Origin of the sequence: Formosa sp. A9 (assembly GCF_051200825.1) — a bacterium.
Taxonomy (GTDB): Bacteria; Bacteroidota; Bacteroidia; order Flavobacteriales; family Flavobacteriaceae; genus Formosa.
This window is the reverse complement of record NZ_CP195158.1, coordinates 1,642,777-1,657,159: the sequence shown is the minus strand read 5'-3', so window position 1 is coordinate 1,657,159 and position 14,383 is coordinate 1,642,777. Positions and strand designations below refer to the sequence as shown.

The following is a 14,383-nucleotide window of genomic DNA, read 5'->3' as shown; positions in this document are numbered from 1 at the left end:
AGATTATGAATACAAAAACATTAGAACAAATGAAGCAACTAAGGCTCTTTGGTATGCATAGAGCCTTTGAAAATAGTTTAACGCCCGAGAGCATTAACTACACCAGCGACGAACTCGTAGCATATCTTACCCAATCTGAATGGGACGATCGTCAAAACCGTAAAATAGAACGCTTAACAAAATCGGCTTACTTTAGGTACAGTGCCGTCATGGAAGCTATAGACTATGATCCGTCAAGAGCACTCGATAAAAACCAGATCCAACGTTTTTCTTGTTGTGATTTTATTAAAAATAAACAAAATATCCTTATAACTGGAAGTACTGGTGCCGGTAAAAGCTATATGGCCTCTGCTATAGGACATCAAGCGTGTTCTCTAGGCTACAAGGTTGTGTATTATAATACCAATAAACTGTTTACCTTATTAAAAACCGCTAAGGCAGATGGTTCCTATTTAAAACAGATTAGTAAACTAGAAAAACAAGATCTTTTAATTTTAGACGACTTTGGTCTTAGAGCTCTGGATAATATGAACCGTCATGCATTAATGGAAATTATTGAAGACCGCCATGGTAAACACAGTACCATTATTGCCTCGCAATTACCTGTGGAAGCCTGGCATGAACTGATAGGAGAACACACCATTGCAGATGCCATTTTAGACAGGCTTGTACACACAGCTCATCGTATTGATATTAAAGGAGAATCTATGCGTAAAAAATTAAAAAAATAACACTAAATTTAAACACAAATGAATCGATTTTGAGCACTTAGTTTACTATGCTCAGTTTGACCCGCCGAGGGTGGCTCACTTTGTCCGCCCCATCCAAACAGAACGCTAAAACATGAATATGGGCTAAAACAAACTATTAAAAACACCAAAATGGCTCAAAAACTAACAGACCAAGCTGTATATATTTACAACAACCTTAGAACCCATTTTAGCCTGGATCTAAGAAAGCCCGATGAAGTTCACCGAAATCCCAATATAAAATATAGATCCTATAGAAAAAATAATGTAAGTTTACCTGAACTAACGATTTAAAAAGACCTAGTTCAAATTATTTTTTGCCTTCTAAACGGCTAAAAAAATGGTTTGATCGTGCAAAAATGAACCGAAAAAAGGTCAACCTATTTCAGTATAATACACCCGTCCGGAAATAAGGCTACATAATTTTAATAATTATGTACAAAAATGACAAAGTAATTAGACGCTACAGCGAATCGTTTAAATTGAAAATTTTAGACGAACTTACCACTGGAAAACTTAACAAAAACCAATTAGGCAAACTCTACGGAATCAATCCTACAACTATTAACGAATGGATTAGGAAATACGAACGTAAAGACCTAATGAATACCAGAATTAAAGTGGAAACAAAAGACGAAATAACACGTATTAAAGAGCTTCAAAAAGAGATTGAACAGCTTAAAAAACTATTGCTCAAAAAGGATCTTGACGCAATGGTACTGGACTCCTATCTGGAAGTGGCTGCTGAGAAACTAGGTTACAAGAGTGTTGTTGAACTCAAAAAAAAACTAAATATCAAGCCTTAATCAAAGCTAAAACAAAAAGTGAAAGATTTGCTTCGTTAACTACTATCTGTGCCTGTTTCGGACTCAAAAGAGATGCCTATTATAAGCACCTTAACAGAGAAACAAAACGTCTGAAACTAGAAAAACAGATCTTAGAAATTGTAAAAAAACGTCGCAAATCCTTACCTAGAGAAGGGGTTCGAAAAATGATGAAATCATTGGATGTAGAGTTTACCAAAGCTAATATCAAAGTTGGAAGAGATACGCTTTTAAATGTACTTAGAGCAAACAATATGTTGACCTTAAGGAAAAAACACAGTGCAAAAACCACCAATTCCTTGCACAGGTTCCGTAAGTACAAGAACATCGCTAAAGACGTCATTGTAACAAGACCTAACCAGGTTTGGGTAAGTGACATCACATACATCAGAACCCTAAAAGGATTTTGTTATCTGGCTTTGATTACTGATGCCTATTCCAGAAAAATAGTCGGCTACGACCTAAGCGACAGCTTGGAACTAAGCGGCTGTGTTAGAACTCTAAATAAGGCTTTATACCAAACAAAGAACATTGATGGACTCATACATCACTCCGATAGAGGAATACAATATTGCAGCAATGTATACACCCAGATACTTAAAAGAAAACACATCGGCATAAGTATGACCGAAGAAAACCATTGCTATGAAAACGCAATGGCTGAACGTGTAAACGGCATTTTAAAAGATGAATTTTATCTGGATCAGACCTTTATGGATACGGCTCACGCAAAGAGAGCTACAAAAAATGCCATTAAATTATATAACGAAGTAAGATTACACTTATCTTTAGATTTTAAAACACCAAATATGGTATACAAATTAACCGCTTAATACAATGTTTAACCTGTAGCCATATTTCAGGACTAGACAGCTGATAAAAACCTCTGAATAACGAGAAAATAAATGAATCAAACCCAAATTTACACAACACGCAAGCTTGAAAAAACGATAAAAAAATCAATCGTTGAAAAAAGCGAATCCGAAAATAAAATCTTAGGAGAATGGGTTGCGACTATTTTTTATGTTGACCGAAAAAAATGCTGGTTAATAGTAAATAAACTGACTAAATATTTACTCATTCTTTCAGACATAAAAACATCTGATTTAAATAATATCACGGAGATTTTTACAAAAACGCTGCATTCCCAACTCAAAAATGACGGAATTGAAATTGATTATGGAAAATTGAGTGAATTAATTGGAGAAATAAAACTCTGCGAAACGAATAATGATAGAAGTGCAAATGGTTCATTAAATAATTGTATGTTTAGTATTGACCATTGGAAAATGGAATACGGAAGCTTTGAAAATTTACCTTTCAGAAAAATAAATAGTGGATTGAACAGCTCACCAAACCAAATGTTGAAATGGAAATATCCGAAAGAAGTAATGAATGAATCAATAAAAGCCTACGCACAACAACGTTTATAAAAAATTGCTACTTTTAACAAAACGGAACATAGTCGCTAATTTACCAACTTCTGATTTTCCTACGGAAAATCCTCGTCGCTAAATTCGCAACTTTTCATAAACAAAACCGTTGTAGGTAATGCGAGAACCAGCCACATTTTTTAGCACTTTTGTTTTTTTCCGAAGCTAAAAAACCAAAAGAGCTAAAAATTTCCCAACCGAATTTCTGTTTTTAAATTGTTCAAAAGAGTTGGAAAAACACTTTGGAATCATTTAAAAATTAGCGAAAGACTTCTTATCTTGCAGACAACAAATCTTGAATTGAAAATTAAATGTTAAACGAAAAAACAGTAATAGAAAATATTGACGGACAATTGTTTGAGATTAACATTATCGAACCTGAAAATCCCAAACAAGCTTCGTATTCTCATTACTTGCACAACCATAAAAATGGTGTTTCCCAATTTTTTAAAAAAGATGCGCTGAATTTTGTAAAAGAGATTTTATCTGAAAATTCAGCGAACAAAATCTCTACAAAAGTTGCAGAAGATGCATTACAATATTTGATTTTCAACAACAAAAATTCTGTTCCATTTCCAGCACCAGAAAAACCAGATTTTAAATTTATTGACCTATTCGCAGGAATTGGGGGATTTCGATTAGCATTTCAAAATTTGGGTGGGAAATGTGTTTTTACAAGTGAATGGGACAAATATTCAAAAAAAACATATAGAGCTAATTTTGGAGAAATTCCGTTTGGCGACATCACAAAACCTCAAACAAAAAGCTACATTCCTGACAACTTCGATGTACTTTGTGCAGGTTTTCCTTGTCAAGCATTTTCAATTGCAGGAAGACGTGGCGGATTTGAAGACACAAGAGGAACGCTATTTTTTGACGTAGCGGAAATCATAAAGAAAAAACAACCAAAAGCAATTTTCCTCGAAAATGTAAAAGGTTTAAGAAATCACGATAAAGGAAAAACTTTGGCAACCATTTTAAATGTGCTTCGTGAAGATTTAGGCTACTACGTTCCAGAGCCACAAATTATAAATGCCAAGGAATTTGGAGTGCCCCAAAACCGTGAACGAATTTTTATAGTTGGCTTCCACAAGGACACCAAAATTACAGACTTTGAATATCCAGAACCAACCAATAAAGATGCTATTTTGGAAGATATTTTGGAAGAAAAAGAAGTCTCAGTAAAATATTATCTTTCAACTACCTACATAGATACTTTAAGAAATCACAAAGCAAGACACGAAAGCAAAGGAAATGGATTTGGCTATGAAATCATTCCAAATGATGGAACTGCAAATGCGGTAGTTTGCGGTGGTATGGGCAGAGAACGAAATTTAGTTTTCGATGATAGACTGACAAATTTCAAACCAATAACCAACATTTCTGGAGAGGTAAATCGAGAAGGAATTAGGAAAATGACACCTCGTGAGTGGGCAAGATTACAAGGTTTTCCAGACAATTTTAAAATAGTAGTTTCAGACGCACAAGCATACAAGCAATTCGGAAATTCAGTTGCAGTTCCCGCAATTCAAGCAACAGCGAAAAAAATCATAGAAAAACTAAACTACAAATGATTACAGGAAACAAAGGCGAATGGAGCGAAATTTATGCGCTTTTCAAATTATTAGGCGATAAACAATTATTTCTTGGAGATAAGGATATTGAAAAATTAGAAGGTTTAGTTTATCCTATAATCAAAATTCTTCGTTCAGAAAGCAATGGCGATTTTGAGTACTCAATTCAGGATGAAATTATCTTGATTTCAGGTAATGAACAAGTACTGAAAATTCCAATTATAGAATTTAAAGAAAAGGCTCTTTATCTTTTAAATGTAATTAAGCAAAGTACAGAAAGAACTTTTTCGGTTCCTGTAATCGAAGAGTTTATGCAGTCAATTAACTGTATCTCTTTAAAAGCAAATTCTTCTGCAAAAACAGATATTACAATTGTTGTTCACGACCAAAGGACAAATCAGCAACCGACTTTAGGATTTAGTATAAAATCACAACTTGGAAGTCCTTCTACTCTATTAAATGCGGGCAAAACAACCAATTTCATTTACAAAATTAACTTTACGCATTTAACAAGAGACGAGATTGACCAAATAAATTCCATTAACACAAGGAGTAAGATAATGGACAGAATTACTCAAATTCAAAGTAAAGGTGGAATATTTGAGTTTGTGAAAACAGAGAGGCAAATATTTTCAAATAACCTTGTGCTTATTGATAGTTTGCTTCCTCAAATTTTGTCGCAAATAGTTTTTGATTTCTATACAACAGAATTTTCTCATTTAACTGATTTAGTCAACCTGACAGCAAAGAAAAATCCGTTAGAATTTGATATTGAGAATGAGCATAAATTTTACGAATATAAAATCAAGCGTTTTCTAACAGATGTTGCGCTTGGAATGATGCCATCTCAAGTTTGGACTGGAAAATATGATGCTACAGGCGGATATTTAATCGTTAAGGAAAATGGAGATGTTTTGTGCTATCACATTTACAACCGAAATGAATTTGAGGACTATCTACTAAATAACACAAAACTTGATACAGCAAGTTCTTCTCGACACGGATTTGGAGAAATCTATGTGGATAACGGACAAATATTTTTCAAATTGAACTTACAAATCCGATTCACAAAATAGCCAACGCTCAAAGTCATACACATTTGCAATTCGCACCAGCCGAAAGAAAGCCAAAAATTGCAAAAAAGTATGTCTTTTGCCAACGCTGAATAAAGCACTACCTACAACAAAGTATATAAAAAATAGCGATTTAAATACTTAATCCAAAGGGAATTACGCAAATTTATCGTCAGCACCAAACCGAAAATTATCGCTAATTTAGCCCGTAACTGACGCTTATACGAGACCGTTGTGCGTAAGCTTGACCCTGAATTTTCCTGAAATAGGTTGACCAAAAATTAAGCAATTAATTACAGTCACTTATGAAAACTCAAAAAGAACACTGGCAAAAAAAAAGCTACCAAAAAGTCAATTTAGAGACCAAACTTTTGGTCGTTGACCAAATCCTAACCGGACACATCTCAAACAACCAAGCTTCTAAAAAATACGATGTCCCAAGGACAACAATTTCCTATTGGTTAAGAAAATACAGTACATTAGTACAACAAAATACTGGTATGAGCAAAAACGACGAGATCAAAAAACTTAAAGAACGTATTGAAGAACTAGAGTTTCAAAAAGACTTCCAACAGGATATTATCGCTGATATGGAGCTCATTACAGGCGTAGATATGTCAAAAAAGTCATTGCCCAAAACATTGGCAAAAGAGATAGAGAAAAAGAAGAAAGACCGTTTAAAAGAAAATGGATCTACGGATGTTTTGGGATTAGTAAACAAGCCTTCTACAAAAGGATCAAAAACCAACAAAAACAAGAATTAGACCTCCAAAAAATAGTTGCTTTAGTTAAGGATTACCGTAAAAAAGTAGGCTCTAAAACAGGAGGAATCAAACTGTATAAAGAGCTAAAACAGGAACTTATCAACAACAACATTAAAATTGGCAGAGATAAATTCTATAGGCTTTTAAGGCTAAACAGCTTGCTGGTTCCTAAAACTAAAAACTACATCACAACCACGAACTCTAACCACATGTACAAAAAATACAAAAACCTAGTCAAAGACCACGTCCCTACCCGGCCCGAACAGCTATGGGTTAGCGATATCACATATATCAAAACAGAAAACGGCCATAATTACCTTGCCATTATAACCGATGCCTATTCAAAGAAAATAATGGGTTATAAACTTGATAACCATATGAGAACTTCGCTTTGCTTAGAAGCGCTTAATATGGCCATAAAAAACAGAAAATATCCAAAGAAAAAACTCATTCATCATTCCGACAGAGGCTTACAGTACTGCAATCCTAAGTACACAGATTTTGCTGAGAGCAATGGTATTACAATGAGCATGACAGAACAATACGACCCTTATGAAAACGCTGTTGCTGAGCGTATTAACAGAACGCTAAAACATGAATATGGGCTAAAACAAACTATTAAAAACACCAAAATGGCTCAAAAACTAACAGACCAAGCTGTATATATTTACAACAACCTTAGAACCCATTTTAGCCTGGATCTAAGAAAGCCCGATGAAGTTCACCGAAATCCCAATATAAAATATAGATCCTATAGAAAAAATAATGTAAGTTTACCTGAACTAACGATTTAAAAAGACCTAGTTCAAATTATTTTTTGCCTTCTAAACGGCTAAAAAAATGGTTTGATCGTGCAAAAATGAACCGAAAAAAGGTCAACCTATTTCAGTATAATACACGAAACCGATAAAAACCAAGTTGAATTTGGATATTTTACCAAAATTTGGTAAATTTGAAGAAATTTAAGAAAATGAAAAACACTTCAATATCGCTTGGAAATTATTTTGACCAATTTGTTCAAACCCAAGTTTCGGCTGGACGATACAAAAATGTCAGTGAAGTAATTCGTGCCGGACTTCGACTTTTGGAAGACGAAGAAAGTAAGGTTATTGCGTTGAGAAAAGCAATTCAAGAAGGAATAGATAGTGGAATCGCTCACGATTTCGACCCTAAAAAACACCTTCAAGAATTAAAGGCAAGACGTAAAAACAATGGCTGAATATAAGCTGACGAATAAAGCCGTTGAGGATTTGACAAGTATTTGGGAATACACAACCGATAAATGGTCCGAAAAACAAGCGGATAAATATTTTGAGATGCTACTCGAAAATTGTCAAGAAATTGCGGACAACCCAAACGCAGGAAAAAATTACACGGGAATAAAAAACGAACTGTTCGGAGTCAAATCAAAACGACACATAATATTTTATCGGAAATCTGTCAACGAGCCGATTGAAATTACGAGGATTTTGCACGAACGAATGGATTTGAAAAACAGAATAAACGAATAAAAAACTGGCTACAACAATGGCTATAAACAATTGCTATTACAGGCTTATCCTGAAAATTCCGCAGGAATTTTCAGCTTGTCGTGTACTTGCTAAAGTCCGTACTATCCCACGCAACTGTTCATAGCCTAACCGTTACAAAAAATAGCTCCGAACTCACTCAGACGCGGAGAAATCCGATGGAATTCTAAATCTGAATTTGATTAAAGCAACGCGCGGATCTGAACACTCAAGCTCTGAATTTAAATAAGGCTATTCGGAATTTTACTCATGCGAAATTGAGCCTGTTTGCGGAATTGAGCAAGGTTGCGGAATTTTAGAACGTTTGAAAAAAGCGTGGTTTACTGTTCGCGATTTTTTTTTTTGAGAATTTTAAGCTAGAATATTCTAAAAAACTCAAAATCTAAACTTTAAATTTTGCGTGGACAAAATGCAGAGCGCAACCAATCTGACGTGTCGCTACATTTTGTAACACAGTATAAGTTTAATTGCTTCTGATTTTCCTACGGAAAATCCTCGCATTTTTACTATCTTAGTTTCTCAATCTGAAAATCCTTGCGGATTTTCAGCGCAACTAAGCTTATACAAATACGTTGTGCAACATATGACAAAACAACCGAAATTTAAAATAGAGTGGATAATTGACCTGATTAAGGAGCAGGAGCAGGAACCTGAACGGACTGACCTAATTGAGCAATTGGAAAATTCGGAAATCAAAGAATGTTTTAGACAGGCTTATGTGAGATTTGTAAGCGGATTTAGACCTAATCAATCAGGTTCTGAATGGCAATTCGAAGAATCTATTGAATTGGAGCATCCGACAGAAGGAACAATTGTTTTGGACATTTTAAAAAACGGCAAAATTGGCGGAATTGAATTCTTGAATTATATTCCGCATTATTGATTTACAGACATAAAACTGACTGAATTTTATAAACAGAAAAAAAATACGTTGCACAACACAGTATAAAAATAATGCGTAGTTTAGTACAAAACTTTAGGTTAGTGCGTATTTGGTCACTCTGATTTTCCTGCGGAAAATCCTCGGACACAAAACCGCACTATTCTTATACAAACCGTTGTAAGTAATAGCGGAACACACTCAGACGCAATCAATTTGAGATTAAAAATCTGAATTTTTAAAGATAATAACGCAGAACAAAACTCTGAATTTCTAACTCAAAACCGGAGAAAAACAATGCGGATTTAATTACTGAATTGAACTCTAAAACTCGCTCAAAACGGAATTGTAAAACTCTTAAGCCGATCAGAACGCCAAATCTCACTCTCGCGGAATAATCAATGAATTAAACTCTGAATTTGATTTGATTAACTGATTTTGAATTCTGAATTTAAAACTCTGATTTCAGAATCATAAAAACGTAAAAAAACTACTACTTACAACAACGTTTATAAAAAATTGCTATTTTTAACCTAAACGGAACATAGTCGCTAATTTATCAACTTCTGATTTTCCTACGGAAAATCCTCGTTGTCAAATTCGCAACTTTTCATAAACAAAACCGTTGGTAACAATTTGAGATACATCGTAAATAATCAATGAAATACTATTTATCTTCTTACAAATTTGGCAACAGAGTTGACAAACTAATAGAAATGCTTCCTCAAGGTGCAAAAGTTGGTCATATAAATAATTCTAAAGATTGGACAACCGCCAATCCAAAAATTAGAAACAACCACTTAAAAGAAGAAATGGAATTTATAAACAGTTTAGGTTTTATTAGCGAACATTTAGACTTAAAAAAATATTTTGGAGAGGAAAACAAATTAAGAAATAAAATTGCTTCTCTCGATGGAATTTGGATTTGTGGAGGAAATACATTCGTTTTGAGGCAAGCAATGAAATTAAGTGGATTTGACAATATTTTCACCGAATTGCAGAAAAGAGCCGACTTCTTTTATGGAGGTTATAGTGCTGGAGTATGTATTCTTTCTGACTCATTGAAATACATTGAATTCGTGGATGACCCAAATGATTTTCCATATAAAGAAATAAAGGAAACAATTTGGGAAGGATTAAATCTATTCGATTATGGCATATTACCTCATTATGATTCTGACCATCCCGAATCGGAGGAAATTGAAAAAGAGGTTAAAAGATGTATTGATAATAAATGGCTTTTTAAGACAATGAGAGATGGAGAAGTCTTTATAATAGAATAAAAAACTGTTACCAACAATGAACTTTGCCCAGTTTTATTTATTAAATTAGTGCCCAACCCACGCAACAAACCTTAGCCGAACCGTTGTAGCACATTTAAGAAATGAAAAACGCATTGAAAATTTTAGGAATTATTTTGGTTATCGGAATTCTATTATTTGTGTTTGACCCAGCATTTAATCGGACTGAAAAGTTTGCGGATTTTTCGACTGAATATGAGTGGCGGATTTTTAATAATGCCTATTGCAACTGGAAAACTCACGGACATTGCGCTGACAATAATTTGAATAAATTAAATGCGGAACGAAAACTTTGGAAAACACTCGCGGAAAATTACAACGGAGAAAAAAATATTAAAGAAAAATTGGAAAATGTAGTTTTAAGTCATTATCAATTTCATATGACTTATACTGAACATCTAAAAATTGCGGAAATAAATATTGACTCAATTATAAAACACAAAGATGATTTATTTGAACAATTATTTATCGACTGAATTAAAAAAACGTGCTACAACAATGTATAACCGCAATTACGGCGGATTCGACTGCGTCCGAATCCACTCGGAATTGCTAACGTCAGTGCTTAACCGAAAATCATTAACTTTAATCCCGTAACTGACGGTTATACGAGACCGTTACCTTTTATACGGATTCTCACTCAGACTTATAAAACTAAAAATGAGAATTTGTGCAAAACACTACACGGAATCTTACTCAAACGGAATTTAGCAAGTTTGCGGATTTAATTACTGAACTGAACTCTGAAACTCACTCAAGCGGAATTCAAAAACTTATCGGAATACAACACGGAATAAAGCACGCGGACTTCCCTACTCAATCGGATTTTGACTGAACTAAACGGAATCGAATAATGAAATCGGAATAAAGCTCTGAACTGAAAAATGTACAAAAGGTAACAACGTTTATAAAAAATTGCTACTTTTAACAAAAAACGGAATATAGTCGCTAATTTATCAACTTCTGATTTTCCTACGGAAAATCCTCGTCGCCAAATTCGCAACTTTTCATAAACAAAACCGTTGTGGCACATATTGAAAAAAACAACAATCGTCATATTATTAACAATGATTTCTAATTCAGCAATTGGACAAAATTTGAATGGAAAATGGATTCTAAAAGACGTTGATTCCGGAATTGGTAAAAAGGGTTATCCTGGATTTCAACTTATGGAAATTAAAAACGATACAGTTGACATTTACACTGATTTTTCGCTTACCGAAAAAGCTACGACACTGAAAATGGATAATGGAGATTTCTTGAACAACAATAATGAGAAAACCTCAAAATACGAAATCGTTAATGAGAATCATCTAAAGTGGTTTATAAACGGAAAATCAAACGACAAAGACGCTGTTTTTGAATGTGACTTTTATCGACTCGAACCGACAATAACAACGCTGAAAAAAGAAGATATTGAAAAAATGACTTTCGTGTTGACTGAAAACGGACGAGAATCGGAATTTGAATTTAACAAAGAACTTTGGGATAAAGAAAGACTGGAACTGTTTAAGATAAAAGAAGGAGAGAAAAAAATGATTGAAAAAATTGACTTAACGTTTTTTGTTTCTATGTATTTTAAAGGAAAAAGAAATGGTACAATTCCAATCAAAGAAGTTACGTCGGAATTTTTAAAACTTTGTTTAATTCCAACTGGACCAACGGAAATGATAGCGTATCGAAAAGAATAAAATACGTGCCACAACAACGTTTATAAAAAATTGCTACTTTTAGCAAAAACGGAACATAGTTGCAAATTCACCAACTTCTTATTTTCCTACGGAAAATCCTCGTCGCCAAATTCGCAACTTTTCATAAACAAAACCGTTGTGCATAATGTTGACAAATGACTTTTCCTGAAATAGGTTGACCAAAAATTAAGCAATTAATTACAGTCACTTATGAAAACTCAAAAAGAACACTGGCAAAAAAAAAGCTACCAAAAAGTCAATTTAGAGACCAAACTTTTGGTCGTTGACCAAATCCTAACCGGACACATCTCAAACAACCAAGCTTCTAAAAAATACGATGTCCCAAGGACAACAATTTCCTATTGGTTAAGAAAATACAGTACATTAGTACAACAAAATACTGGTATGAGCAAAAACGACGAGATCAAAAAACTTAAAGAACGTATTGAAGAACTAGAGTTTCAAAAAGACTTCCAACAGGATATTATCGCTGATATGGAGCTCATTACAGGCGTAGATATGTCAAAAAAGTCATTGCCCAAAACATTGGCAAAAGAGATAGAGAAAAAGAAGAAAGACCGTTTAAAAGAAAATGGATCTACGGATGTTTTGGGATTAGTAAACAAGCCTTCTACAAAAGGATCAAAAACCAACAAAAACAAGAATTAGACCTCCAAAAAATAGTTGCTTTAGTTAAGGATTACCGTAAAAAAGTAGGCTCTAAAACAGGAGGAATCAAACTGTATAAAGAGCTAAAACAGGAACTTATCAACAACAACATTAAAATTGGCAGAGATAAATTCTATAGGCTTTTAAGGCTAAACAGCTTGCTGGTTCCTAAAACTAAAAACTACATCACAACCACGAACTCTAACCACATGTACAAAAAATACAAAAACCTAGTCAAAGACCACGTCCCTACCCGGCCCGAACAGCTATGGGTTAGCGATATCACATATATCAAAACAGAAAACGGCCATAATTACCTTGCCATTATAACCGATGCCTATTCAAAGAAAATAATGGGTTATAAACTTGATAACCATATGAGAACTTCGTTTTGCTTAGAAGCGCTTAATATGGCCATAAAAAACAGAAAATATCCAAAGAAAAAACTCATTCATCATTCCGACAGAGGCTTACAGTACTGCAATCCTAAGTACACAGATTTTGCTGAGAGCAATGGTATTACAATGAGCATGACAGAACAATACGACCCTTATGAAAACGCTGTTGCTGAGCGTATTAACAGAACGCTAAAACATGAATATGGGCTAAAACAAACTATTAAAAACACCAAAATGGCTCAAAAACTAACAGACCAAGCTGTATATATTTACAACAACCTTAGAACCCATTTTAGCCTGGATCTAAGAAAGCCCGATGAAGTTCACCGAAATCCCAATATAAAATATAGATCCTATAGAAAAAATAATGTAAGTTTACCTGAACTAACGATTTAAAAAGACCTAGTTCAAATTATTTTTTGCCTTCTAAACGGCTAAAAAAATGGTTTGATCGTGCAAAAATGAACCGAAAAAAGGTCAACCTATTTCAGTATAATACAGACAAAAAAATAAACGAAAAGAAGCTTTTGATTTAGGCTCTGGGTTTTATCTAAAAATATCTGAAAACGAAACATTGTTTTTACAAGGTCAATATTTTGACGAACTACAATATTCCCGCAAATTTCCAAATACGAAATTTGAAATTGTTAGAACTGAATTGACTTTTAACGAATTAATTGACATTAAACTTTTAGGAGAATATTTAAAACCTGAAAAGAAACTAAAAGCGTTTACGAAAGAACAGTTTGAGAATAACGAAGTTCATTACGATGGAGATTTATTGAAAATCCCGATTGAACAAATAAAATATAAACGTTGCTGGCAATAGTTATTTTTCCCTTTTGAATTTCATTCCGTTTATTCTCAAATTATCGGAATCTATAATTTCTATGTTTTTTCTGAATTCTTTGGATGAAATTGAATTCGGACTTGGAGGAGCTAAAACTATTTCTATTTCTTGACTTTTTTCTAAATCAATAGCAAATTCAAGTTCAGCATATCCATTTTCTGAAATTACAAAGTGCTTTGATTCACTGTTTTTTTTGTTTTTCCAAATCCAATTTCCATTAATATCGGCATAATTTTTCTCAAAGTCGAAATCCATTAAATCCATTTCTTTCGGATAAATCTTTGCAGGAATGCCTATTCCATAAACATCACTTACTTTTAGTTTAAGAGTAATCGAATCTTGTGAAGTCTCTTTTAATTTTTTAAATACGATTCTGCTATTTTGACTTCCTTTTCCATTGTCAAAATTTAATAATAGTTGTTTGTTTTTTATAGAATAATTACCTTTTCCATAAGTAGATATTCCTAAACATCCTGAAATCTTAAATTCAAATTGTTGATTTTCTTTAAAACTATAACAAGTCACATCAGATTCACCAATTGGAATTGTACAATAATTTCCAATAAGTTTTTCTTGGGCATTAATTGAAAAATTAACTAAGAATAATAATATTAAGCCTATGTTTTTCATAATTAATGTCAACGGTTT

The 14,383-nt window shown here is 33.5% G+C and carries 17 protein-coding genes; 16 read left to right on the top strand and 1 reads right to left on the bottom strand.

From position 1 onward, the window contains the following. The first annotated feature begins 5 nt into the window (after positions 1 to 5). From istB to ACR9EA_RS07450, 16 genes are all read left to right on the top strand, one after another. Positions 6 to 731, top strand: a complete 726-nt coding sequence (istB, locus tag ACR9EA_RS07525; RefSeq protein WP_435134525.1) for an IS21-like element helper ATPase IstB — start codon at positions 6 to 8, stop codon at positions 729 to 731. Positions 732 to 1,183: 452 nt separating this feature from the next. After that, positions 1,184 to 1,555 carry a transposase gene (locus tag ACR9EA_RS07520; RefSeq protein WP_435139277.1) on the top strand — a complete coding sequence of 124 codons (372 nt, stop codon included), beginning with the start codon at positions 1,184 to 1,186 and terminating at the stop codon, positions 1,553 to 1,555. Next, on the top strand, positions 1,555 to 2,406 hold the full coding sequence (locus ACR9EA_RS07515; RefSeq protein WP_435139850.1) for an IS3 family transposase: 852 nt from the start codon (positions 1,555 to 1,557) through the stop codon (positions 2,404 to 2,406). Before ACR9EA_RS07520 ends, ACR9EA_RS07515 begins: the two co-directional genes overlap by 1 nt. Positions 2,407 to 2,478: 72 nt before the next feature. After that, complete coding sequence (locus ACR9EA_RS07510) at positions 2,479 to 3,006, top strand: DUF6933 domain-containing protein (protein ID WP_435139275.1); 528 nt, start codon at positions 2,479 to 2,481, stop codon at positions 3,004 to 3,006. A gap of 311 nt (positions 3,007 to 3,317) precedes the next feature. Further along, the gene (locus tag ACR9EA_RS07505; protein WP_435139273.1) at positions 3,318 to 4,580 is read left to right on the top strand and encodes a DNA cytosine methyltransferase; all 1,263 of its coding nucleotides are present in this window, start codon (positions 3,318 to 3,320) and stop codon (positions 4,578 to 4,580) included. Further along, on the top strand, positions 4,577 to 5,656 hold the full coding sequence (locus ACR9EA_RS07500; protein ID WP_435139271.1) for an HpaII family restriction endonuclease: 1,080 nt from the start codon (positions 4,577 to 4,579) through the stop codon (positions 5,654 to 5,656). Before ACR9EA_RS07505 ends, ACR9EA_RS07500 begins: the two co-directional genes overlap by 4 nt. A gap of 302 nt (positions 5,657 to 5,958) precedes the next feature. Further along, the gene (locus tag ACR9EA_RS07495) at positions 5,959 to 6,417 is read left to right on the top strand and encodes a transposase (RefSeq protein ID WP_435138282.1); all 459 of its coding nucleotides are present in this window, start codon (positions 5,959 to 5,961) and stop codon (positions 6,415 to 6,417) included. Beyond that, positions 6,345 to 7,211, top strand: coding sequence for an IS3 family transposase (locus ACR9EA_RS07490; protein ID WP_435139812.1), 867 nt, complete (start codon positions 6,345 to 6,347; stop codon positions 7,209 to 7,211). Before ACR9EA_RS07495 ends, ACR9EA_RS07490 begins: the two co-directional genes overlap by 73 nt. 176 nt (positions 7,212 to 7,387) lie before the next feature. After that, entirely contained in the window at positions 7,388 to 7,636 is a 249-nt protein-coding gene (locus ACR9EA_RS07485; RefSeq protein WP_435139269.1) for a type II toxin-antitoxin system ParD family antitoxin, read from the top strand. Then, a complete protein-coding gene (locus ACR9EA_RS07480) occupies positions 7,629 to 7,928 on the top strand; it encodes a type II toxin-antitoxin system RelE/ParE family toxin (protein ID WP_435139267.1) in 300 nt (99 codons plus the stop codon). Before ACR9EA_RS07485 ends, ACR9EA_RS07480 begins: the two co-directional genes overlap by 8 nt. A 601-nt stretch (positions 7,929 to 8,529) precedes the next feature. Next, on the top strand, positions 8,530 to 8,829 hold the full coding sequence (locus ACR9EA_RS07475; RefSeq protein ID WP_435139265.1) for a hypothetical protein: 300 nt from the start codon (positions 8,530 to 8,532) through the stop codon (positions 8,827 to 8,829). Positions 8,830 to 9,485: 656 nt separating this feature from the next. Next, positions 9,486 to 10,109 (top strand): Type 1 glutamine amidotransferase-like domain-containing protein, encoded by a 624-nt coding sequence (locus ACR9EA_RS07470; protein ID WP_435139263.1) that lies wholly within the window; start codon positions 9,486 to 9,488, stop codon positions 10,107 to 10,109. A gap of 101 nt (positions 10,110 to 10,210) precedes the next feature. Further along, positions 10,211 to 10,603, top strand: a complete 393-nt coding sequence (locus ACR9EA_RS07465; RefSeq protein WP_435139261.1) for a hypothetical protein — start codon at positions 10,211 to 10,213, stop codon at positions 10,601 to 10,603. A 558-nt stretch (positions 10,604 to 11,161) separates the two neighbouring features. After that, positions 11,162 to 11,818 carry a hypothetical protein gene (locus ACR9EA_RS07460; protein WP_435139259.1) on the top strand — a complete coding sequence of 219 codons (657 nt, stop codon included), beginning with the start codon at positions 11,162 to 11,164 and terminating at the stop codon, positions 11,816 to 11,818. Between the two features lie 210 nt (positions 11,819 to 12,028). Further along, complete coding sequence (locus ACR9EA_RS07455; RefSeq protein ID WP_435138282.1) at positions 12,029 to 12,487, top strand: transposase; 459 nt, start codon at positions 12,029 to 12,031, stop codon at positions 12,485 to 12,487. Next, the gene (locus ACR9EA_RS07450; protein WP_435139848.1) at positions 12,415 to 13,281 is read left to right on the top strand and encodes an IS3 family transposase; all 867 of its coding nucleotides are present in this window, start codon (positions 12,415 to 12,417) and stop codon (positions 13,279 to 13,281) included. Before ACR9EA_RS07455 ends, ACR9EA_RS07450 begins: the two co-directional genes overlap by 73 nt. 433 nt (positions 13,282 to 13,714) lie before the next feature. Here ACR9EA_RS07450 and ACR9EA_RS07445 read toward each other — a convergent pair whose 3' ends face one another. Next, on the bottom strand, positions 13,715 to 14,365 hold the full coding sequence (locus tag ACR9EA_RS07445) for a hypothetical protein (RefSeq protein WP_435139257.1): 651 nt from the start codon (positions 14,363 to 14,365) through the stop codon (positions 13,715 to 13,717). Between the last annotated feature and the right edge of the window lie 18 nt (positions 14,366 to 14,383).

Bases quoted from the DNA above. Each gene is read 5' to 3' on its own strand.
- istB (WP_435134525.1), top strand. From the start codon at position 6: ATGAATACAAAAACATTAGAACAAATGAAGCAACTAAGGCTCTTTGGT.
- ACR9EA_RS07520 (WP_435139277.1), top strand. From the start codon at position 1,184: ATGTACAAAAATGACAAAGTAATTAGACGCTACAGCGAATCGTTTAAA.
- ACR9EA_RS07510 (WP_435139275.1), top strand. From the start codon at position 2,479: ATGAATCAAACCCAAATTTACACAACACGCAAGCTTGAAAAAACGATA.
- ACR9EA_RS07505 (WP_435139273.1), top strand. From the start codon at position 3,318: ATGTTAAACGAAAAAACAGTAATAGAAAATATTGACGGACAATTGTTT.
- ACR9EA_RS07500 (WP_435139271.1), top strand. From the start codon at position 4,577: ATGATTACAGGAAACAAAGGCGAATGGAGCGAAATTTATGCGCTTTTC.
- ACR9EA_RS07495 (WP_435138282.1), top strand. From the start codon at position 5,959: ATGAAAACTCAAAAAGAACACTGGCAAAAAAAAAGCTACCAAAAAGTC.
- ACR9EA_RS07485 (WP_435139269.1), top strand. From the start codon at position 7,388: ATGAAAAACACTTCAATATCGCTTGGAAATTATTTTGACCAATTTGTT.
- ACR9EA_RS07480 (WP_435139267.1), top strand. From the start codon at position 7,629: ATGGCTGAATATAAGCTGACGAATAAAGCCGTTGAGGATTTGACAAGT.
- ACR9EA_RS07475 (WP_435139265.1), top strand. From the start codon at position 8,530: ATGACAAAACAACCGAAATTTAAAATAGAGTGGATAATTGACCTGATT.
- ACR9EA_RS07470 (WP_435139263.1), top strand. From the start codon at position 9,486: ATGAAATACTATTTATCTTCTTACAAATTTGGCAACAGAGTTGACAAA.
- ACR9EA_RS07465 (WP_435139261.1), top strand. From the start codon at position 10,211: ATGAAAAACGCATTGAAAATTTTAGGAATTATTTTGGTTATCGGAATT.
- ACR9EA_RS07455 (WP_435138282.1), top strand. From the start codon at position 12,029: ATGAAAACTCAAAAAGAACACTGGCAAAAAAAAAGCTACCAAAAAGTC.
- ACR9EA_RS07445 (WP_435139257.1), bottom strand. From the start codon at position 14,365: ATGAAAAACATAGGCTTAATATTATTATTCTTAGTTAATTTTTCAATT.